The sequence below is a fragment of the Maricaulis sp. genome (genome assembly GCF_039978735.1).
GTDB lineage: Bacteria > Pseudomonadota > Alphaproteobacteria > Caulobacterales > Maricaulaceae > Maricaulis.
In genome coordinates, this window is the sequence record NZ_JBDWAS010000007.1 from 40922 (window position 1) to 60469 (window position 19548).

20 protein-coding genes are annotated in these 19548 nt (G+C 65.9%); 7 read left to right on the forward strand and 13 right to left on the reverse strand.

Going from position 1 to position 19548, the window contains the following annotated elements; genetic code table 11:
* Window positions 1–8: 8 nt before the first annotated feature.
* Window positions 9–1421, reverse strand: coding sequence for a serine hydrolase domain-containing protein (locus ABJO18_RS02055; RefSeq protein WP_348508842.1), 1413 nt, complete (start codon window positions 1419–1421; stop codon window positions 9–11).
* A gap of 234 nt (window positions 1422–1655) precedes the next feature.
* Here ABJO18_RS02055 and ABJO18_RS02060 point away from each other — a divergent pair, with 234 nt between their 5' ends.
* Window positions 1656–2165, forward strand: coding sequence for a hypothetical protein (locus ABJO18_RS02060; RefSeq protein WP_348508843.1), 510 nt, complete (start codon window positions 1656–1658; stop codon window positions 2163–2165).
* Window positions 2166–2249: 84 nt separating this feature from the next.
* Here ABJO18_RS02060 and rlmN read toward each other — a convergent pair whose 3' ends face one another.
* Entirely contained in the window at window positions 2250–3425 is a 1176-nt protein-coding gene (gene rlmN / locus ABJO18_RS02065) for a 23S rRNA (adenine(2503)-C(2))-methyltransferase RlmN (protein ID WP_348508844.1), read from the reverse strand.
* A 95-nt stretch (window positions 3426–3520) separates the two neighbouring features.
* Here rlmN and ABJO18_RS02070 point away from each other — a divergent pair, with 95 nt between their 5' ends.
* Window positions 3521–4264 carry a DUF6065 family protein gene (locus ABJO18_RS02070; protein ID WP_348508845.1) on the forward strand — a complete coding sequence of 248 codons (744 nt, stop codon included), beginning with the start codon at window positions 3521–3523 and terminating at the stop codon, window positions 4262–4264.
* A gap of 195 nt (window positions 4265–4459) precedes the next feature.
* Here ABJO18_RS02070 and ABJO18_RS02075 read toward each other — a convergent pair whose 3' ends face one another.
* The 3 genes from ABJO18_RS02075 to ABJO18_RS02085 all read right to left on the reverse strand — a co-directional run bounded on the left by ABJO18_RS02075 (window position 4460) and on the right by ABJO18_RS02085 (window position 6495).
* Window positions 4460–4969, reverse strand: a complete 510-nt coding sequence (locus ABJO18_RS02075; RefSeq protein WP_348508846.1) for an invasion associated locus B family protein — start codon at window positions 4967–4969, stop codon at window positions 4460–4462.
* A 105-nt stretch (window positions 4970–5074) separates the two neighbouring features.
* Window positions 5075–5596 carry an RNA methyltransferase gene (locus ABJO18_RS02080; protein WP_348508847.1) on the reverse strand — a complete coding sequence of 174 codons (522 nt, stop codon included), beginning with the start codon at window positions 5594–5596 and terminating at the stop codon, window positions 5075–5077.
* Between the two features lie 35 nt (window positions 5597–5631).
* The gene (locus ABJO18_RS02085; RefSeq protein WP_348508848.1) at window positions 5632–6495 is read right to left on the reverse strand and encodes an isoaspartyl peptidase/L-asparaginase; all 864 of its coding nucleotides are present in this window, start codon (window positions 6493–6495) and stop codon (window positions 5632–5634) included.
* Window positions 6496–6645: 150 nt separating this feature from the next.
* Here ABJO18_RS02085 and ABJO18_RS02090 point away from each other — a divergent pair, with 150 nt between their 5' ends.
* On the forward strand, window positions 6646–7428 hold the full coding sequence (locus ABJO18_RS02090; protein ID WP_348508849.1) for an SDR family NAD(P)-dependent oxidoreductase: 783 nt from the start codon (window positions 6646–6648) through the stop codon (window positions 7426–7428).
* 77 nt (window positions 7429–7505) lie between these two features.
* Here ABJO18_RS02090 and ABJO18_RS02095 read toward each other — a convergent pair whose 3' ends face one another.
* On the reverse strand, window positions 7506–8033 hold the full coding sequence (locus ABJO18_RS02095; protein WP_348508850.1) for a hypothetical protein: 528 nt from the start codon (window positions 8031–8033) through the stop codon (window positions 7506–7508).
* Window positions 8034–8180: 147 nt separating this feature from the next.
* On the opposite strand from ABJO18_RS02095, the gene ABJO18_RS02100 reads away from it, so the two are divergent.
* Window positions 8181–8534, forward strand: a complete 354-nt coding sequence (locus ABJO18_RS02100) for a hypothetical protein (RefSeq protein WP_348508851.1) — start codon at window positions 8181–8183, stop codon at window positions 8532–8534.
* 13 nt (window positions 8535–8547) lie between these two features.
* On the opposite strand, the gene ABJO18_RS02105 is transcribed toward ABJO18_RS02100, so the two are convergent.
* The 3 genes from ABJO18_RS02105 to dapF all read right to left on the reverse strand — a co-directional run bounded on the left by ABJO18_RS02105 (window position 8548) and on the right by dapF (window position 11201).
* The gene (locus tag ABJO18_RS02105; protein WP_348508852.1) at window positions 8548–8823 is read right to left on the reverse strand and encodes a Usg family protein; all 276 of its coding nucleotides are present in this window, start codon (window positions 8821–8823) and stop codon (window positions 8548–8550) included.
* A 111-nt stretch (window positions 8824–8934) separates the two neighbouring features.
* A complete protein-coding gene (locus ABJO18_RS02110; protein ID WP_348508853.1) occupies window positions 8935–10236 on the reverse strand; it encodes a hypothetical protein in 1302 nt (433 codons plus the stop codon).
* A 140-nt stretch (window positions 10237–10376) separates the two neighbouring features.
* Window positions 10377–11201 carry a diaminopimelate epimerase gene (gene dapF / locus ABJO18_RS02115; RefSeq protein ID WP_348508854.1) on the reverse strand — a complete coding sequence of 275 codons (825 nt, stop codon included), beginning with the start codon at window positions 11199–11201 and terminating at the stop codon, window positions 10377–10379.
* Window positions 11202–11287: 86 nt separating this feature from the next.
* Here dapF and ABJO18_RS02120 point away from each other — a divergent pair, with 86 nt between their 5' ends.
* A complete protein-coding gene (locus ABJO18_RS02120) occupies window positions 11288–13513 on the forward strand; it encodes a prolyl oligopeptidase family serine peptidase (protein ID WP_348508855.1) in 2226 nt (741 codons plus the stop codon).
* Window positions 13514–13592: 79 nt separating this feature from the next.
* Here ABJO18_RS02120 and ABJO18_RS02125 read toward each other — a convergent pair whose 3' ends face one another.
* Genes ABJO18_RS02125 through ABJO18_RS02140 form a run of 4 tightly spaced genes read right to left on the reverse strand, consistent with a single transcriptional unit; the run spans window position 13593 to window position 17006 of the window.
* Window positions 13593–14096, reverse strand: coding sequence for a hypothetical protein (locus ABJO18_RS02125; protein ID WP_348508856.1), 504 nt, complete (start codon window positions 14094–14096; stop codon window positions 13593–13595).
* 55 nt (window positions 14097–14151) lie between these two features.
* The gene (locus ABJO18_RS02130; protein WP_348508857.1) at window positions 14152–14688 is read right to left on the reverse strand and encodes a DUF1254 domain-containing protein; all 537 of its coding nucleotides are present in this window, start codon (window positions 14686–14688) and stop codon (window positions 14152–14154) included.
* Window positions 14688–15260 carry a DUF1214 domain-containing protein gene (locus tag ABJO18_RS02135; protein WP_348508858.1) on the reverse strand — a complete coding sequence of 191 codons (573 nt, stop codon included), beginning with the start codon at window positions 15258–15260 and terminating at the stop codon, window positions 14688–14690. Before ABJO18_RS02135 ends, ABJO18_RS02130 begins: the two co-directional genes overlap by 1 nt.
* A gap of 45 nt (window positions 15261–15305) precedes the next feature.
* Window positions 15306–17006, reverse strand: a complete 1701-nt coding sequence (locus ABJO18_RS02140) for a hypothetical protein (protein WP_348508859.1) — start codon at window positions 17004–17006, stop codon at window positions 15306–15308.
* Between the two features lie 168 nt (window positions 17007–17174).
* Here ABJO18_RS02140 and ABJO18_RS02145 point away from each other — a divergent pair, with 168 nt between their 5' ends.
* The gene (locus ABJO18_RS02145) at window positions 17175–17885 is read left to right on the forward strand and encodes a response regulator transcription factor (RefSeq protein ID WP_271187482.1); all 711 of its coding nucleotides are present in this window, start codon (window positions 17175–17177) and stop codon (window positions 17883–17885) included.
* Window positions 17886–17907: 22 nt separating this feature from the next.
* Window positions 17908–19518, forward strand: coding sequence for a stimulus-sensing domain-containing protein (locus tag ABJO18_RS02150; protein WP_348508860.1), 1611 nt, complete (start codon window positions 17908–17910; stop codon window positions 19516–19518).
* The last annotated feature ends 30 nt before the right edge of the window (window positions 19519–19548 follow it).

A 19548-nucleotide genomic window follows, 5' to 3' on the forward strand; every position in this document is an offset into this window, starting at 1 on the left:
TGGCCGGATCAGGGTTCGAACCCGTAGGTTCCCAGCGAGACGGAACTGGCGCGCGACGGGTCGGCCTCTGACGGTGTTGCCGCAAAGTGGATGCCGCGCTGTTCGTCCTCGGACTCCAGGTAGATCTGCAGGCGCGCGCCATCCATCCGCCAGGCGATCGGCCGGAAGGGGCCGTAATCATTGGCGATGCGCACATAGGCTCCGGCGAAGCCGGCGAAATCTTCCAGATCGGACGCTTCGGCGGTGGCCGGGTCGTATCCGTGCAGCCGCATGGCTGCGTCGCGCGTCTGCATGACATCGCCTGACAGGATCGCGGTCACGGCATCGGCCAGGCGCGGCAGGACCGGTTGGTCGGGAATATCCGAAAGGCGGGAGATCGGCGCCCAGCCATCCTGCGGTGTCGGCCGGTAGCGGTCCTCGCGTTCCGCCATGCCCGGATGCAGCGCCGCGGCTGCGGCGGTGACAATGTCGGGCACGTCGCGCTCATTGCCGGCCAGCCGGTTATTCAGGCTGATAATGGTGAAGGCCGGGTCGCGCGCGATCACCCAGGCGTGGGTAAAGCCGGGCACATGGCCGGTTGCCAGGAGGTAGGACGGATCGCGGGCATCGGGCCGGCCGAACTGCGTGAACAGCTCCTGCTGCGCGGTCTCGCTGAGATAGCCGGGTTCGCGGATCGCATCGCTCAGGCGTTCCAGGTCGCGCAGCGAGGCATACAGCCCGCCGGTGCTGTAGCGCTGGGAGATCGGGTGGCCGGAGACCCGCTCCAGCGATGGGCCGGCATAGCCGTGCAGGTGCCGGTCCTCACCCAGCACATCCACGCCGAAGCCGGTGTCGGTCAGGCCGGCCGGTGCGGCGACCAGTGCATCGATCGCCTCGGCATAGGTCCGGCCGGTCACGGCTTCGATCACCGCCCCCAGATGCATGTAGCCCAGATTGGAGTAGGCCGTGCGGCTGCCCGGTTCCGACTGCGGACCCAGATCACCCAGCGTATCCATGAAAGCCAGGGCGTACCCGTCCTCGTCAAAGATGACGCCCTCGCCCTCGGCGCCCGGCTCCCGCGGCAGGCCCGAGGAGAAGTTCAGCAATTGGCGCAGGGTCACGGTGCCGGCCCAGTCGGCATCGAGACCGGGGCGGACACTGGCGAGCGTCTGGTCGAGATCCAGAGCGCCCCCGTCGACGAGACGCAGGATGGCGATCTGGGTGAAGAGCTTGGTCAGCGAGGCGATCCGGAAGCGGCTGGCCTCGTCGACACCGCCTGCGAAAAGGCGGTGCGGTGCGTTGTCGCCAGCCTGCAGGCTTTGTGCGCCGGACAGGCGGCCGGCCTGCGCCGCCGCTTCAAGTGTCGCGATGGCCTGGTCCTGGGGTGACTGGCAGCCTGCCAGCCCCGCGACCAGAGCCAGGGTGATGATCATTCGTTTCATGGCAAACCCCCGTTTGAGCCCGGCCGGACCATGCCAACCCCGAACCTGCGTCAGGCCTAACGGAAAATGGCAGTTTGGTAAGGCGGGCGGCGGTCGGGCAGGTCCTGCCACATTCTGCCCCGAAATCACCCCAACTGCGGCAGGAACCGATGGCCGGGGGCGGGCATTTCTAGGTCATTCGCAACGGGTGAGCTGCCGAGGCAGCGCCCGAAAGCAACGGAAAGGAAATTTGCCATGAAAACGCTGCTGATGATTTCCGCCGCGACGCTGTTCGGTGCTTCCGCCGCGCTCGCTCAGGACAACCAGACCTTCATCACGCTGGACTCCAACCAGAACGGTTCGGTGTCCTTCGACGAGGCCGTGATCGCCGATCCGTCCCTGGACCGCGCGTCCTTTGACGCCCAGGACAGCGATGGCGACGGCTCGCTGAATGTCGCCGAGTTCGAAGCCTGGCTGGAAGGCCGCGCCGATGCGGAAGCCGGCGTCGAGAGCGATGTCGACAGCGATCCGGTCGAGGACAACCCGGTCTATGACGAGCCGCAGGACAGCGCGATCGAGTCCGAGGCCGAGATCGAGGCCGAAACGGGTCTGGAATCGGAAACCGGGATCGACCCGATGGAAGATCCGATGGACGACCCGCTCCAGGACCCCATCACCGACCCGGAAGTCGGCAATGATGCCGAGCTGGGTGTCGATACCGATATCGATGCCGAAGGCTCGCTTGAAGATCCGATGCGCGGGTAATCCTCCCCGAACCCGTCATCGATACCTGGAAACCCCGGTGCCCCGCGCACCGGGGTTTTCTTTTGCGGGATTTTCTTTATCGCGTCAGGCTTCGCCTGCGAGGCGCTGTTTTTTCAGCACGCTCGCCCGGACCTTCTCGCTTTCCGAGCGCAATTGTCCGCAGGCGGCGAAGATGTCGCGGCCGCGCGGAGTGCGGATCGGCGAGGCATAGCCGGCGCGGTTGACCACATCGGCAAAGGCCTCGATCTGGTCCCAGTCGGAGCACTCATAGGGGCTGTTCGGCCAGGGGTTGAACGGGATCAGATTGATCTTCGCCGGCACGCCCTTGAGGAGCTTCACCAGCGCCCGCGCCTCGGCCAGGCTGTCATTGACGCCCTTCAGCATCACATACTCGAAGGTCACGCGCTTGGAATTGCCCAGGCCCGGATAGGCGCGGATCGCATCCATCAGCTGGGCCAGCGGGTACTTCCTGTTCAGCGGCACCAGCTCGTTGCGCAGATCGTCATTGGTGGCGTGCAGCGAGATGGCGAGCATCGTGCCCGTGCGCTCGCCCAGTTCCTGGATCTTCGGCACCACGCCCGAGGTCGACACCGTCGTGCGCCGCCGGCCGATCGCCATGCCGTCGCCATCGGAAATGATGTCGATCGCGTCGGAGACATGGTCGAGATTGTACAGCGGCTCGCCCATGCCCATGAAGACGATATTGGTGATCTTGCGGTTCTCGTTCGAGGTCGGCCATTCGGCCAGGTCGTCGCGCGCGATCATCACCTGGGCGGCGATCTCGGCCGCGGTGAGATTGCGCACCAGCGCCTGGGTGCCGGTATGGCAGAAGGTGCAGTTCAGCGTGCAGCCGACCTGGCTGGACACGCACAGCGCCCCCGAGCGCGCCACGTCCGGGATGAAGACGGTCTCGCACTCCACGCCCGGCGCCAGCCGGATCAGGTATTTGCGCGTGCCGTCGACCGAGACGAGGCGTTCCACGATCTCCGGCCGGTGCAGCGTGAACTCGCGCGCCAGTACGGCGCGCAGGTCCTTGGAGACATTCGTCATCTCGTCGAACGAGGTAACGCCATAGTGATAGATCCAGCGCCAGAGCTGGTCGGCGCGCATCTTCGCCTTCTTCTCGTCGACACTGGCGCGCTCGATCAGCGCATCGCGCAATTGCGTGCGTGTCAGGCCGGCGAGCGAAAGCGGTCCGGCCGGCGCGGCCGGGCGGCGGGCGGCGGACAGGTCGAGGGAATGGCTGGTCTGTAGGTTCATGGCGGCGTCACATACAGGAAAACACTGCACTCCGCGAGGGGGCAGAACGCATGACGGGGTTGCGCGCGCGGGGCAGGCCGCGCTGTGATGGGGGCATGAAACTGATCTGTCATCCCCTCACTGCCGAAGCCCCGACAATCCGCCCGGCCGGAAGCCGCCGCGACTGGATGGACGCCACGCCGGAAAGCTCGGCCTATCGCTGCCTGCCGCTGGCGCTGGCCAATCAGCATGGCTGGGAGGTGTTCACCCCGACCGGCTTCACCGCCAGCTGGAATGGCGGCGAGCGGGTCGAGGATGTGACGGTGCACATGGACGACCCGCTGGCGATGGGCAAGCCCGGCGCGCCGATGGCGAATTTCGGCTCGGGCATCCTGACGTTCGAGACGGGCTTCCTGCTGCGCACGCCGCCGGGCTGGAATATCTGGGTGATGGGGCCGGTGAATGCGCCCAGGGACGGGATCGCGCCGCTCAATGGTGTGATCGAGACCGACTGGAGCCCCTACGCCTTCACCATGAACTGGCGCTTCACCCGGCCCGGCGAGGTGCGTTTCGAGGCCGACGAGGCCATCGCCCAGCTTTTCCCCGTGCGCCGGGACCTGTTCGACAAGATCGAGACCGAGATCCGCCCGCTGCACGCCGATCCCAAGACGTTCGCACAGTTCGAGACCTGGCGGGTCAGCCGCGCCGATTTCGCCACCCGCCTGCGCGAGGGCGACAAGGACGCGGCCGAGCTGAAATGGCAGAAGGGCTATTATCGCGGCCTGATGCCCGACGGCTCGAAAGGCCCGCCCAGCCACAAGACCAAGCTGCGCCCGAAACCGTTCGGGGATGGGGAGTGAGGTAAATTTCCTTTGTCATCCCGGCCGAATGCCCCGTGCAGGCGGGGCGCAGAGCCGGGACCCGTACGCTCGCTTTTGGCCGGAAGCAGGCACGATATCGAGGCGGCTTGTCCGGCACTGCGATTATGGGTCCCGGACTTTCGCCCGGCCCAAGGCCGGGCATCCATCCGGGATGACAATGTTTTGGGAAACGAGTTACCCGCAGAGCGCTTCGACGCGTTGCAGGGCCGCCGTCACGCCGGAGAGCGAGAATTCGTAGGCGGTGGCAACGCCGGCGGCGGTGGTGGCGGTCACGTTCATGGCAGAGCCGCGGCGCATCTGGCGCACTAGGTCGCTCTCGTCCGACAGGTCGTCCAGGAAGGCTTCGCTGCCATCGGTGAAGGTGTCGAAGCGCGACGAGCCGACCCGCACTTCCGGCGGGCTGGTGGGACGCAGATCATAGCCGGTCAGCAGGTTGGGCTGTTCGTTGACGGCGCCGTTCTGCCAGGAAGCCACGATGAAATACACCGTGCCGTGGTCGAAGGTGCGCGGGGCGCTGTCGGTGGGCCGGCTGAGCGCATAGCAGACCAGCCCGGCCTCGGTCGGCCGGGTGAAGACGCGCCAGTCGGAATATTCGCCGCGGAATTCCGGCTCGTCCTGGGCGAGGGCCGGGACGGCGCTGGCGAAGGTGAGGGTCAGGGCGGCAAGGCAGGGTCGCAGGAACACGGTTGAGGTCATCCTCTGTTCGGTAGCCAATCGGACTGTGCGCGTCGGAACCGGTAAGGCGGCGAGGGTTAAATCCCCCCTAATCTGGCATGCCTGCGGCCGCGATCAACGATGCATGCCGAACTTCTTTTCCGCATCGTCCGGTGAGGTCTGCGGACCGCCCGGCATCAGCGGCCGTTCGGGAAATCCGCCGAAGTTCAGCGTGCGGTCGTAGAGCGTGATCGCGCAGGCAACCGAAACATTGACGCAGAATTTCGTCGGGATCTTGACGATGTGCTGGCAGCGCGCCTGCATCTCCTCGGTCAGCGAGCCGCGCTCGCGGCCGAACACATAGGCGGCGCACAACGGGTGGCGGAAGGCCGGCAGGTCGACGGCTTCGTCGGTCAGCTCGACCCCGACCAGCTGGCAATTGTCCGGCAGCGCCATGGCGCCGATATCGGCCCATTCGTAATAGGGCACATGGCTCACCGACTTGGCGGTGTCGGCCTGGTAGACATCGCGGACCCGGTGGCTGGCATTGACCGAAAAGGCAAAGCTGGCGCCGAAAGCGTGCGCCGTGCGCAGGATCGCGCCGAGATTCATCGGTTTGGAAATGCCTTCCGCTCCGACTGCAAAATAACCGCGCATTCCCGCTCCTGCCCTGCTGCCCGATCCCTGGTCGCTCAATCGACGTCTACAGTGATCCGCCCGTCCGGGTATACCGCCGCGCGCTTCATGCCGGGCGAGTTGAAGGGCTGGGCCAGATTGCCGTCGCGATCGACACAGATCACGCCGCCCTCGCCGCCCAGGCTGCCGACATCGCCGATCGCGCCGGCGGCGGCTTCGGCGAGCGTCTGGCCGCCATAGGCCATGCGGGCGGAGATATCCTTGGCGGTGGCCTGGCGCAGGAAGAACTCGCCCTGACCGGTGCAGGAGACGGCGACATGGCCATCCGCCCAGCAACCGGCGCCCAGGATGGGGCTGTCGCCGACCCGGCCTTCCAGCTTGTTCAGCGTGCCGCCGGTCGAGGTCGCCGCCGCGAGGCGCCCGGACACATCCAGCGCCACACAGCCGACCGTACCGGTCGCGATCTCGCGATCATCCGGAGCCGCGGCGGGGGTGTAGTAGTCGTTGACGCTTTCCACCCGCTCGAGGCCCTGCAGGCCGGCGAAGCGCTCTGCGCCGCGCCCGGCGAGCATGACATGCCGCGTTTCCTCCATCACGGCACGCGCCGCATGGACCGGGCTGATGAAGCCGGTCAGGCCGGCGACCGACCCGGCGCGCCGGTCCGAACCGTCCATGATCGCGGCATCGAGTTCATAGCGGCCGGCCTGGTTGGGCGAAGCGCCCTTGCCCGCGACATAGAGGCCGGACGCCTCCAGCCGCCGCACGATCTCCGTCACCACGTCCAGCGCCGCGTCGCCCGCTTCCAGCATCGCCTTGCCGGCCTCGGCCAGTTCGCGCATGTGGGTGCGTTCGGGATCATAGCTGCGCGGCGCAAGCACGCCGGCGCCGCCGTGCAGGAGAAGGGCGTAGGTCTGGCTCATCGGATCGTCCGTCGGTGGGGTTGCAGCGCTAGCTCTAACACCGGGCGGCGGCCGCACCCAACCGGGATTTCCAGCCGCGACGATGCGGGCGATTTTCTTTTTTGCGCCGACGCGCTATGCCGCAGGGCAAGTCGATAAAGGGGAAGACAAATGAAAATTGACAATTCCATCGCCGCCATCGTCACCGGCGGGGCTTCCGGTCTTGGCGAAGGCACAGCCCGCCGTCTGGCCGCCGATGGTGCCAAGGTCGCGATTTTCGACATGAATGCCGAGAAAGGCGAAGCGGTCGCCAAGGAAATCGGCGGCGTGTTCTGCCAGGTCAATGTGGCCGAGGAAGACAGCGTGGATGCCGGTTTTGCCAAGGCGCGCGAGGCCCATGGCCAGGAACGCGTACTGGTGAACTGCGCCGGTATCGGCTGGGCCGAGAAGACGGCACGCCGGTCCTCCTCGACCGGCGAGATCAGCCCCCACTCTGCCAAGGGTTTCCAGACCGTCATCGCGATCAACCTGGTCGGTTCCTTCCTGTGCGCCTCCAAGGCGGCCGCCGGCATGATGGCGCTCGACCCGGCCGGCGATAGCGGCCGCGGTGTGATCGTCAACACCGCTTCGGTTGCGGCGCAGGACGGTCAGATCGGCCAGCTGGCCTATTCGGCTTCCAAGGGCGGTATCTACGGCATGACCCTGCCGATGGCGCGCGACCTGGCCCGCGAAGGCATCCGCGTGAACACCATCCTGCCGGGTTTCTTCGAGACGCCGATCTACCAGCAGATGCCGCCGGAAGTGAAAACCTCCCTGGCCTCGCACCTGCAATTCCCGCAGCGCTTCGGCACCCCGGCCGAATATGCCGATCTGGTCGCCTTCATGGTGACCAATGACTACATCAACGCCGAATGCGTCCGTCTGGATGCCGGCGCCCGCATGCCTCCGAAATAGGTAGCGGCGCGAATAAAAACGAAGAGGGCCGGCGCATGCGCCGGCCCTTTTGCTTTTTCGGTTTCTGTGCGCGCCGGTCAGCCCGGTTCGGGCCGGACGATGTCGTCGGACAGGTTGGCGATCACGTCGCGTGCGTCGAAAGCACTGGGGTCGTCGGGCTTGGTGCCGCGTCCCAGGAAGATCTCGGCGCTCGCCTCATAGCGGGTGGTTTCGCGATAGCGGGTGTCGTCCCAGAACGGATCCCGCCAGCCATGCCAGCCCCAGCGGGGATGGTAGTAGGAATAGTGCACCGGAAAGGCGGAATAATAGGACGAACCGAAACCGCTCGCCGTGACGCGCGTGTCCTCGTCGGTCGCGCGGGTGACCACGGTGAAATAGTCATATCCCTGTTCCACCGTCAGTTCGGCCGCGCGGTAAAGCAGATAGGTCTCCACGGTTTCGCGGTCGGTCAGCGAATTCCCTTCGAAGGAGAGCCGGAACCGGTTGGTCTCGATCTGCTGTTCTTCAAAGCCCCGGCGGCTGCCGTCGGCGGCCTGGTAGGGGGTGGGCGATGCACAGGCGGCCAGCATCGAAACGGCTGCCAGTGAAAATAGAACGCGCCTCATGTCGGGCTCCTTGGGACTCGTGTTACCCTCGCATTCTGGATTATGACGGGTCTGGCCGCGGTTGAAAGGGGCCGTATTGCAGTTCGGGCAAGAATTGATCGGCTTTTCACGCGATGACGGGCCGGTCGCAAAGGGGGATAAACCGGAATGACCGGCATCATGCAGGGGGCAGGAGTGGTTGCAGCGCTGTTGATGACGGCGCAATCCGATCCGGATCCCGAGGCCGTGCGGGGGGCGCTGGTCGAGGCCTGCGAGGCGGCCGGCGGATCGCCCGGCGCCTGTGCTTGCGTGTCACGCGAGACAAGCTCGCGTTTCAATGAGCGCCAGATGCGGGTGATCGTGGCGGCAATGCCGGACATGCAACGGGTCGGCGAGCCGCAGGCCCTGGCCGACGAGCTCGGCTTTTCCTTCGACCAGATCCTCAATCTGCGCCAGCGTGCCCTGCGGGCCGATCCCGTGATCCGCTCGGCCTGTGGCGCAGGCCTGTCCCGCAAGGATTGAGCGGGCGGCCGGCTCAGTTCAGCCGCATCTGACAGTCGGCGAACCGCCACTCGGCCGGCCGGATCAGACCCTGATGGGCAATCCGCACGGTGTGGATGACGGCATCGATCTCGTTCTTCCAGAAATCGAGAAACCGGGTCAGGCGCGGATATTTCGGCGCCAGGTCCTGGGTCTGCCACACAAAGGTCTGCAGCAGCGCCGGATGGTCGGGCATGTAGTAGGTCACCTCGGCCGTTGTCAGCCTGAGGCCGCGGATCTGTTCCGCGAAATCGCGATCGACTTCCCTCATGATCTGCCTCCTTGCAGCGATCGAGCCTTCCGGCTCCAGCCCCCGCAACGAATCAAGATTATGAGAAACCGATGAATGAAAGCTGACCGCCGCCGGTCTGGAGGAGCGGCATCAGGGCAGGTCGATTTCCAGGATCACGGTTGCCGGCTGCGCGCCGTCCGGTCCCTCGCTGTCTGCCGGGAAGCGCGGCCAGGCCGCGTTCGCGACCAGCCAGGCCCGCCCGTCGGCCGGGTCGATCAGCGTGGGTTCGGCGAGTTCGCCGGTCATCGCCGGATGGCCGCGCAGCAGCACTTCGGTGCTGGCCACGGCATGACCGTCCGCGTCCAGATCGATCGCCATGACCTGGTGCGGCCGGGTTCCGTTGCGCACGGCCAGTATGCGGCCGTCGCGGGTCTGGCGCAGCCCGTCAATGCCGATCAGGCTCTCCGTCCCGCCCCGCACCAGCGAGACCGACCGGTCGCCCAGATCGATCCGCCACAGGCCCATCGCATAGTCGGCGACGTAGAGCGCGCCCCGGGCGAGTGCAACGCCCTGCAGGCTGACGAAGCGCGGATCCTCTGCCAGCACTTCCAGTTCGCCGGAGACGCTGTCGAGCACATAGACCCGCGGCGCCTGGCTGTCGGAGGCGTAGACGGTGCCGTCGCGCACGGTGAAGTCGGCGATCTGCACGGCATCGTCGATCTGGTAGCGGCGATAGAGGTCGCCGGTGACCAGGTCGAAAGCGAACAGGGCGGTGCCGCCGGTCTCTCCGTCTTCCAGCGGTGTCTGTTCGATCGCTGCCGATCCGGCCCAGACGACACGGGTACGGTCATCGACCGCAAGGCCGAACACCGACCACAGCCCGTCTTCCCGGTCGGCAAAGACCTGGGGTTCGTCGCGGGCGAAAGGTTCCAGCAGCAGGATTTCGCGGCCGGTGACGGACGAGACAAAGAGGCGGTCGGTCTCGATATCGATCGCGACGCCCTCGATCAGCGCGCCGGGCCGGTCGATCTCGGCGACGACTTCTGCCTGCCCGACCGGGGCGCTGTTGGCAGCGAGTTGCCCGGCGACGGCTTCGAAGCGCGCCGTGTTGGCGGTGCGCAGCAGGTTTTCCAGGGGCTCCGGATCGAAGGCGATACCGGCCCGGGCCATGCGTTCCAGGGCCCGGAAACCGTCTTCGGGATTTTCCGCCCGCAGGGCCACAATGGCGAGACCACGCAGGATGGCGGGGTGGGCCGGTTTGAGGTCGAGGGCGGCTTCCAGCAGGCGCCGCGCCGCTTCGTAATCTGCATTGCCGATGGCGGTATTCGCCTCGGCGAACATCTGCTGGGCCAGTGCTTGCGGCGTGGTCGCGGTTTCCGAAGCGCCGGGCTGGGCCGCAGCCGGAGCGGCGAGCAGGGCAAGCGGCAGCGCAAGGCGCAGGATCGTGTTCATGGACATCTCCCCCAATCTGTCCCCCGAACCGTGTCACGATCACGGCATGAAGCGGGATATTATGGGAAATATCACAGGCGAAAAGGAGGCTTTGCGGTGCAACGCGCCAGCGGATCAGATCTGCGGTTCAGATCTGCGGTTCAGATCTTAAGGGCGAGATCGACCTCGCCCTCGTCTTCCACGGGGCCGGTGAGGATCACGTGATCGTCGGCGATGCGCCATTCCACATGCAGTTCGCCGCCATCGGCCATGATCGAGGCCGAACGATCTGCGAGGCCGCGCCGGTGTGCGGCAACGAGCGCGGCGCAGGCGCCGGTCCCGCAGGCCGCAGTGATGCCGGCGCCGCGCTCCCAGACGCGCAGACGGATATGCGTCTCGTCATAGATCTGGGCGAAGCCGGCATTGACGCGCTCGGGAAACAGCGGGTCGTATTCCACTTCCGGTCCCAGCCGCGCGATCGGCAGGGTCTCGACATCCTTGACGAAGAAGACGGCATGCGGATTGCCCATGCTCACCGCGCCCGGGCGCTCGATGCGGATACCGCCGGCTTCGGCGACATAGTCCAGCGCGACCGTGTCCATATCGCGCGCCAGCGGGATGTCCTGCCAGTCCAGCCGTGGCTTTCCCATGTCGACACTGACGGTCAGCGCGCCGGCGCGTACCGCCTGCAGCAGGCCGCTGGCCGTGCCGATGCTCACCGCCGGCTGCCCGCTTTCCTCCATCAGGAACCAGCCCGCCGCCCGCGTTCCATTGCCGCAGGCACCGACCTCGTCGCCATCGGCATTCCATATCCGCATGAAGGCATCTGCGCTGTCGCTGTGCTCGAGCACGAGCAGCTGGTCGAAATGCAGCGCGTGCGCCCAGGCCCGCACGGTATTCCGGGACAGGCCGAGGAAACCGGCATGCGCGCGCGCGTCCGCGAGGACGAACTTGTTGCCGGCACCATTCATAAGTCGCGCTTTCATGCTGCCCCGATAGCGCTGTGACGCCTTTACGTCCAGCACCAGTCCGGGCTTAACTGCGCGCGACACAAGTCAAAGGGGTGACTGACATGACGTTTAAGAAGCAGTTCTGGGCGTTGAGCGCGGGGGTGCTCGCGCTCGCCGCCTGCTCCCAGCCCGCGAGCGAAGAGAGCGATACCGTGACGACCCAGACACCGGACACCACCAGCGAGCGCCAGATCGTCCAGATCGATCCGGAAAACGATCCGCGCGTCTGGCTCGAAGAGGTCGAGGGCGAGCGTGCGCTGGAATGGGTCGAGGGCCAGAATGAGCGCACGTTCGACCGCCTGCGCGGCGATGCCCGCTATCAGGGACTCTACGATCAGGCGCTGGCGATCTACCAGAGCGAGGACCGGATCCCCTATGGCGCCTATTATGGCGGCTATGTCTGGAATTTCTGGCAGGATGCCGACAACACCCACGGCCTGTGGCGCCGCACCTCGCTGGCGAGCTATCTCTCCGAGACGCCGGAATGGGATGTGATCCTCGATCTCGACGCGCTGTCCGAAGCGGAAGACCGCAACTGGGTCTGGCGCGGCGCCAACTGCCTGGCACCGGATTATGACCGCTGCATGCTGACCCTGTCGGACGGCGGTTCCGACGCGGCCGTGCGCCGTGAATTCGACGTCTCCGACCGCGCTTTCGTCGAGGGCGGTTTCGAAACCCCGAACGCCAAGGGCGGTGTCAGCTGGGTCGACGAGAACACGCTGCTGGTCGGTCTGGCCACCAGCGAGGAAGATTCCACCGACAGCGGCTACCCCTCGGTCTCCTACCGTTGGGAGCGCGGCACCGACCTGTCCGAAGCGACCGAAGTCGTGCGTGGCGACCGCGAGGATGTCGGCCTGTTTGCCTTCCGCACCGAGGACAGCGACGGCACCGTCTACATGATGGCTTCGGAAGCCGACACGTTCTACGACACGACCTGGTGGTACCTGCCGCTGGACAGCGATCCGGTAGCGCTGCCGATCCCGGCCAAGGCCGATATCCAGGACCTGTATCAGGGCGAGCTGGTCTTCTCGATCAATGAGGAATGGACGCCTGTGGAAGGCGGCGAGACCTATCCGCAGGGCGCGCTGCTCTCCTTCACCATGGCGGATTTCGTCGCCAGCGGCGAACTGCCGGAAGTGAAGACGGTCTATGTGCCGGGTGCGCGTGAATCGATCGGCGGTGTCGGTGCGACGGCGTCGGCGCTCCTGGTGGCGATCGACGAGAATGTCGTCGGCGGTCTGGAAGCCTTCCACTACGAGAACGGAAACTGGAGCTCGGATACGGTTCCGGTGCCGGACAATATGACGATCGGCCTGGGTTCGACGAATTCGAACGAGGATATCGCCTTCATGAATGCCGAAGGCTTCCTGACGCCGGACTCGCTCTACATGGTCAATGCCGCCGAGCTGACGGTGGAGCCGATCAAGTCGATCCCGGACCGGTTCGACACGGAAGGCCTGATCGTCGAGCAGCACGAGGCCGCCTCGACCGACGGTACGATGATCCCCTATTTCGTCGTGCGCCGTGAAGACGTGCCGATGGATGGCACCACGCCGACGCTCCTGTATGCCTATGGCGGTTTCCAGGTCTCCATCCGTCCGAGCTATTCCGGCTCGCGCGGCCAGCTGTGGCTGGAAAACGGCGGCGCCTATGTGGTGGCGAACATCCGCGGCGGTGGCGAGTTCGGTCCGGCCTGGCACCAGGCGGGCCTGAAGATGGACCGCCAGCGCATCTATGACGACCTGATCTCGGTCGCCGAGGACCTGAACGGGCGCGGTCTCACCAGCCCGCGGCATCTGGGCGTCTATGGCGGTTCGAATGGCGGTCTGCTGACCGGTGTGATGTACACCCAGCGTCCGGACCTGTGGAACGCGGTCGTTTCGGCCGTACCGCTGCTCGACATGCTGCGCTTCAACCAGCTGCTGGCGGGTGCGTCCTGGATGGGTGAATATGGCGACCCGTCCGACCCGGACGAGGGCGGTTTCCTGCGCTCGATCTCGCCCTATCACAATGTCGATGCGAACGGCGATTACCCGGAAATCTACCTCTACACCTCCACCAAGGATGATCGTGTGCACCCGGGCCATGCCCGCAAGTTCGCGCACCTGCTGGAGGAGCTGGGCCATGACTATCTCTACTACGAGAACACGGCCGGCGGTCACTCGGCCGCGGCCAATCTGGAAGAGACGGCCCGCCGCGACGCGCTGCTCTACACCTTCCTGATGCAGAAGCTGATGGATGATGTGGACCCGCTTGACGCACAGGACGAGGCTCCGGCGGAGGAGTAGTCCCTGCCGGCCTGACGGCCACAGAAAAGCCCCCGGAGCCAGGCTCCGGGGGCTTTTTGCTGCTTGCTGATCTGTCCGATCAGTCAAAGGCGGCGTCGACCGGCCAGTCCTCGTCGGCGGAGCGCCAGAGGATGGAGGCGATCTTCCATTCGCCCTCGATCTTGAACAGGGTGATGAAGTTCACGCCTGTCACGAAGACCTCGCCGGTCACGCCGCTCACGCCCTCATAGGCCGAGCGCACATAGGCCAGCTCGCCATAGATCGTGGTTTCGGTGCGCGTGGGGCGCTCGGTGAAACCATTCTCCACCAGCCAGGGACCGGAGCGTTCGATATAGTCGTCCAGCGTGATGACGCGGCCTCGGCCCTGCCCGCCCTCGCCCGGCGAGACCGCGCCCATGGCGGCGCCCGGCAGGTAGAGCTCGCGCATGGCATCGAAGTCGCGGGCCTCTCCGACAGGACCGGAAATCACGTCATACACCGCCTGAACGGTGGCCTCGACGTCGGCCCGGTCGTCGGCCTGGGCTGGCGCGATGACAATGGCGGCAGTGCTGGCGGCCAGGGCCGCACGGATCAGATGTTGCATGGAACCTCCCCGGATTGACGGGGCAGAGTTTCACCGCTCCTGCCGCAAGAGCAAGTTACTCATCGGACAGGCGGGTGCAGGTGAAGCCCCGGCGCTCCGTCTCGGCGGTGGCCATATCCGTGTCCGCATCGATGACGCGGCGGTAGAGAATGAGGCCACGAGGGGTGGGGGCCACAATCGTGCGAGCGCCAGCCGGCGCATCCCGCTCAAGGGCGTCGCCGGTCAGCACGATGCTGACGGGCGAGGCCTCGCCATCGCGGTCGCTGAAGACGGCGAAATTATTGGTCCGGGCATCGTAGAAGCTTACGGAGGTATAATTGCCGTCGGCGGGCCAAGGCGCCTCGATAATGACAGGCCGGTCCGACACGTCATAGACGCACACAGAATAGAGAATATCCGGACTGGCGCGCACAATGGTCTGGTTGTCTTCGCGCAGGCGCGGCGCATGACGGACATCGCCCGCTTCGCGGCCCAGCGCACCGATCCGGTCCATCGCCTTGCCCATGATCACGCCGGGAATGGCGTTCAGCGCCAGCCAGAAACCGGCAATCGCGGCGATGACAAAGAGGCCGAGGGGAAAAAGCCAGCGCATCAGCTTGCCTCCCCGCAGTCCAGACGCTCGATCTCCGGCAGGTCCAGCGTTTCAGGGGCTTCGAGAACGACCGGGTCGGGATGATAGAGGCGCAGCGTGATCGAAAAGGCGCCGGACTGGCGCGTCGACAGCCAGGGCGTGCCGTCAGTGCGCCGGGGGCCGGCGATGAAGGTCCAGTCCGCATCGCCCAGATCGGTCCGGGTCAGGGCGTGGGCCTCGTCGCCATTGACCGGCAGGAAGTTGTCCTCGCCGTACAGGGTGAAACTCCACCAGCGTGTCGGCAGGGCGCCGCCGCTCACGCGGTACTCGCAGGTCTCGCGCAGGGTCCGGCCGTCACTGTCTTCGAATGCCATGAAGTAGACCGCCTCGGACCGGTTGAGGGCGAGCAGGCCACGGCGCGCGACGATGGCGCGCGTCACCGGTCCGGCATCGCTGGCACCGATCAGCGGATTGGTTGCCCAGGGGCCGACGCGCGTTCCCCCGATCTCGAGCGGACCGAAGACCAGAAACACCGCAAGCGCGGCGCCGGCGGCAAGGCCTGCAAGGACAGGAATGAGCGAACGCCAGATCATGGGCTCACTCTAGGGCGGCATACCGGGCTTTGGAAGCGGTTCGCGTCAGGCGGCCTTGTCGGCTTGGGTGGCGAGTTGCTGCAACAGGCCGTGGATCGCCTTCAGCTTGGGGCGGCCGTCTTCGGTCTGGGCTTCGCTCAGCCCGGCGGCCGACTTGATCTGGCGCAGCGCGCGGGCCTGCGCATCGGTGGAGCACCGGCCAAGCGGCAGGGCGCCGCCGGTTGCCAGGCGCAGCAGGGCCGATGCCTTGTCGAGGGCCGGACGATCACCGGCTTCGACCATGTTCAGGATCTTGCTCTGGTCGATGATCTTGACGCCGAGTTCGTCGAACTTCGCCGACAATTCCTGCTTGGCGTCCTTGGGGTAGGTTCCCTTGAGCACCTTTTTCTGGTGCGCGGCCAGGCGCGCCAGCCGTTCCAGCGGCTGAGCGCCGCCGCGGATATAATAGCCGTCCGCCTCGGACGATCCGATGGTTGCGCGGACATAGCCGGCCAGCTTGCTCTTGTTGGCCTCGCCGACGAGGTTTTCCTCGAGCATGAGCAGGCGGCTGACCTCTTCGTCGATATCGGCCGAGTGCTTGAGCAGTTCGTCGATCACCTCCGGCTGCAGGAGGCGGGCCGAGCGAGCCGCGAACGTTTTGATCAGGCCGTCGGCCGGCAGCAGCGAGTCCGAGGAAATCACCAGGCGGCTCGCCAGATCGCGCGCCAGGCGGACCTCTTCGCGCACGCTCGTCGGGCGCAGGCGGGCCGGGCGTTCCAGCTCCTTGAGCAGGCATTGCGCGATCACCGCGCGGCAACTGTCGAACTCGCGTGAATGGGTCCATTTCGCCAGACGGCGGGCACAGTTCGGCGCCATGCGCAGCGCATCCGCCTTGCCGTCACCGTCGAACAGGCAGGTCAGCCGCTCGATGGTCTCGCCGAGATCCTTGCACTTGCCCAGCAGGGCTTCACGCCCGGCATCGAAGCTGATGACTTCCGAGACATAGCTGTCCACTTCGCCCAGGGCGAAGGCGCGCGCGTCCTCGGCATCGGGCAGGGTGTCGGCCATGTCGAGCAGGGCTTCCAGCTTGTCGCCATACTTGCGCTCGTGGCGCAGACGGTCGGCCATCGCGGCCCGCAGCGTGTAGGCGCGCTTGTCGCCGGCAAAAATACCGTTCGCGATATCGGCGAATTTCGCCTTCTTGGGGTATTCCGGCAGCTTGGCGTCGCGGGCATCCTTGTAGATGCGGCCCAGCGCCTTCTGCACCAGCTCGTTGAGCTGTTTGACCAGGGTCTGGACATTGGCGTCCTGATCGCGTGCGCTGGCGACGGCCACTTTCTGCACCGCATGCTGCAGCTCGGTGCCCGAGGCTTCCAGGCTTTCCACGAGATCGGCGCGGTGCAGCAGCTCCATGGGCAGGGCCTGCATGCGTTCCAGCCAGCCGGTCAGCACCCGCTTGATGGTGTGCCGGGCGTGCGGCTTGGACAGGTCGTCCGGCGTCAGGCACGGCAATTGTGCTTCATTGGTCTTTTCTTCGACAGCGCCATAGGTCTCCGCCCCGGCCTCGAAAACCGTCACCGAGCGGAATTTGCGGGCGTCGTGGCAGAAGGTTTCCTTGCTGACCCGTGCCGAGCCATCCTTGTTCTTGGCCAGCAGCGTATGGGCGAGCTTGAGGGCGGCGTCGCGGCTGTCATGAGCCTCGGCCAGGGCCCAGCCTGCCTTCCGGTTCTTCTTGAAAAAAACCTCGTAGTGGATATCGCCCGGCATGTACCCAGCCCCTTTGAACGGCGGAATACTGTCGCAAGAGACTTAAAACCCGGTGAACCATGGGGATAATCGGCGCTCGATGCTTGGCGCGATGTGCAGTGCGTGTCTATTGTCGCCACAAATTCAGGTTTCCATGACGGCCTGGACATAACCGAGCCCGGAGACAGCATGGCTACGATTGCACTGGTCGACGACGACGAAAACATCATCACGTCGGTTTCCATCTTCCTCGAAGGCGAGGGCTATCACGTGCGCACGTACAATGATGGTGCGTCGGCGCTGACAGCCCTGGCGGAAGATCCGCCGGATCTGGGCATTTTCGATATCAAGATGCCGCGCATGGACGGTCTGGAACTTCTGCGCCGCCTGCGCCAGTCCTCGAACATTCCCGTCATCTTCCTGACCTCCAAGGATGACGAGTTCGACGAGGCCCTGGGGCTCAATCTCGGCGCCGACGACTATATCACCAAACCCTTCTCCCAGCGTCTTCTGGGCGAGCGGGTGAAGGCGGTGCTGCGCCGTGCCCGCGGACAGGATGCGCCGGTCGGCAGCGGTCCGCTGGAGCCGGGCGACAGCAAGCCGCTGGAACGCGGCAGCCTGGTGCTCGACCCCAATCGCCACGCCTGTTCCTGGGGCGGCGAGCCGGTGCGTTTGACGGTCACCGAATTCCTGATCCTGCAGGCCCTGGCGACGCGCCCGGGCTATGTGAAGAGCCGCGACAATCTGATGGATGCGGCCTATGACGATCAGGTCTATGTCGATGACCGGACGATCGACAGCCACATCAAGCGCATCCGCAAGAAGTTCCGCGAAGTCGACAAGTCCTTCGACGCCATCGAGACCCTCTACGGGGTGGGTTACCGCTATAAGGAAGACTGACACGGCATCCTGGCGAAGCGGGTTGCGCCGGGCCGGCACGGTCCTGCGCAATCTGACGCCGCGGCCCAGCTCGCGGCTGGCCCAGCTGATCCTTGTTGCCAATTTCGTGGCGCTGGGGGTGCTGGTCGCCGGCATGCTGGCGCTGACCGAGACCCGCCGCGGCCTGGTCAATGCCAAGCTGGATTCGCTGCGGGCCCAGGGTGAGCTGATCGCCAATGTCCTCGCCGAGGGTGCGTCCGACGGGGCGCCCGCGCCCGTGCTGCGCAATGACGATGCGCGGGCCATCCTGCGCCAGCTCTACGTGCCCGAAGAATCGCGCGTGCTCGTCTTCGACAAGGGCGGGCAGATCGTTGCCGACAGCCATTTGCTGGCCGATGTGTTCGAGGAAACGGTGCTGCCGCCGCCGGGCCAGCCGCGCCCGGATCTGGCGAATACGGCCCGCAGCCTGCCCAGCCGCATTCTCGATACGGTGTCCAACCTGCTTCGCTCGCCCGAGGAGCGCGCAGCGCTCGATCGGGATCTGGGCGACGAGGTGCTGCAGGTGATCAATGGCGAGATCGTCGCCGGCGTGCGGCGCGAAGCCGATGGCCGCCGTGTCGTCTCGGTGTCCATCCCGATCCAGCCTGTTCGTGCGGTTGTGGGCGTTGTCACCATCGAGAGCTATGATCTGGACCGTCTGATCGAGGCGGAACGGCGCGCGCTCCTGCCCTTCATACTGATCGCCGCCCTGGTGACGACCATGTCGTCGCTCGCGCTGACGGTCTTCATCGCCCGGCCCGTGCGGCGCCTGGCCCGCGCCGCGCGCGAGGCCCGGCGGGCCGGCGGCCGCCGCGTGAAAATGCCTGACCTGCGCTCGCGCAATGACGAGATCGGCGAGCTTGGCGTTGCGCTCTCCGAGATGACCGAGGCGCTCTATGACCGGCTCGACGCGATCGAGAGTTTCGCCGCCGATGTGTCGCATGAGTTGAAGAACCCGCTGACCTCGATCCGCTCGGCTGCGGAAGTCCTGCCCAATGCGCGCGATGCGGAACGCCGCGACAAGCTGCTGGCTGTCATCCTCGCCGATGTCCGGCGGCTGGACCGGCTGATCTCCGATATTTCGCGGGCCTCGCGCGTCGATGCGGAACTGGCGCGCGAGGATGTCGGCCGGTTCGATCTGGCCGGCCTGCTGTCCGAGCTGGCTGACACCTATAACGCGATGGATGGCCGGCGGGCCGAGATCGCGGTCGAGCGCAAGGTGCGCAACGGGATGGTGCTGGGCCGTGACGGACCGCTGGGCCAGGTTTTCCGCAATCTGCTCGACAATGCGATGACCTTCAGTCCCGAAGGCGGCAAGGTGTGGGTGCGGTTGGTGCGGGGGCATCGCAATGGCCGGCCCAGCCTTCTTGTGCAGGTCGATGATGAGGGGCCGGGCATTCCCGAGGCCAATCTGGAGACCGTCTTCCAGCGCTTCTATACCGAGCGCCCGCGTGGTGCGGCTTTCGGCACGCACTCCGGCCTGGGTCTGGCGATCGCGCGCCAGATTGTCGAGGCGCATGGCGGCCGGATCACGGCCTCGAACCGCAAGGCCGAGGGGGGCGGGGTCGCCGGTGCACGCTTCACTGTGGAGCTTCCCGCAGCCACGGCTGACTGACAAATTGATCCGACCGTTGCAAAAAGACGC

Bases quoted from the DNA above. Each gene is read 5' to 3' on its own strand.
- ABJO18_RS02120 (WP_348508855.1), top strand. From the start codon at position 11,288: ATGACGTTTAAGAAGCAGTTCTGGGCGTTGAGCGCGGGGGTGCTCGCG.
- ABJO18_RS02110 (WP_348508853.1), bottom strand. From the start codon at position 10,236: ATGAACACGATCCTGCGCCTTGCGCTGCCGCTTGCCCTGCTCGCCGCT.
- ABJO18_RS02090 (WP_348508849.1), top strand. From the start codon at position 6,646: ATGAAAATTGACAATTCCATCGCCGCCATCGTCACCGGCGGGGCTTCC.
- ABJO18_RS02105 (WP_348508852.1), bottom strand. From the start codon at position 8,823: ATGAGGGAAGTCGATCGCGATTTCGCGGAACAGATCCGCGGCCTCAGG.
- ABJO18_RS02085 (WP_348508848.1), bottom strand. From the start codon at position 6,495: ATGAGCCAGACCTACGCCCTTCTCCTGCACGGCGGCGCCGGCGTGCTT.
- ABJO18_RS02070 (WP_348508845.1), top strand. From the start codon at position 3,521: ATGAAACTGATCTGTCATCCCCTCACTGCCGAAGCCCCGACAATCCGC.
- ABJO18_RS02145 (WP_271187482.1), top strand. From the start codon at position 17,175: ATGGCTACGATTGCACTGGTCGACGACGACGAAAACATCATCACGTCG.
- ABJO18_RS02100 (WP_348508851.1), top strand. From the start codon at position 8,181: ATGACCGGCATCATGCAGGGGGCAGGAGTGGTTGCAGCGCTGTTGATG.
- ABJO18_RS02125 (WP_348508856.1), bottom strand. From the start codon at position 14,096: ATGCAACATCTGATCCGTGCGGCCCTGGCCGCCAGCACTGCCGCCATT.
- dapF (WP_348508854.1), bottom strand. From the start codon at position 11,201: ATGAAAGCGCGACTTATGAATGGTGCCGGCAACAAGTTCGTCCTCGCG.
- ABJO18_RS02060 (WP_348508843.1), top strand. From the start codon at position 1,656: ATGAAAACGCTGCTGATGATTTCCGCCGCGACGCTGTTCGGTGCTTCC.
- rlmN (WP_348508844.1), bottom strand. From the start codon at position 3,425: ATGAACCTACAGACCAGCCATTCCCTCGACCTGTCCGCCGCCCGCCGC.
- ABJO18_RS02140 (WP_348508859.1), bottom strand. From the start codon at position 17,006: ATGCCGGGCGATATCCACTACGAGGTTTTTTTCAAGAAGAACCGGAAG.
- ABJO18_RS02095 (WP_348508850.1), bottom strand. From the start codon at position 8,033: ATGAGGCGCGTTCTATTTTCACTGGCAGCCGTTTCGATGCTGGCCGCC.
- ABJO18_RS02055 (WP_348508842.1), bottom strand. From the start codon at position 1,421: ATGAAACGAATGATCATCACCCTGGCTCTGGTCGCGGGGCTGGCAGGC.
- ABJO18_RS02135 (WP_348508858.1), bottom strand. From the start codon at position 15,260: ATGATCTGGCGTTCGCTCATTCCTGTCCTTGCAGGCCTTGCCGCCGGC.
- ABJO18_RS02130 (WP_348508857.1), bottom strand. From the start codon at position 14,688: ATGCGCTGGCTTTTTCCCCTCGGCCTCTTTGTCATCGCCGCGATTGCC.
- ABJO18_RS02080 (WP_348508847.1), bottom strand. From the start codon at position 5,596: ATGCGCGGTTATTTTGCAGTCGGAGCGGAAGGCATTTCCAAACCGATG.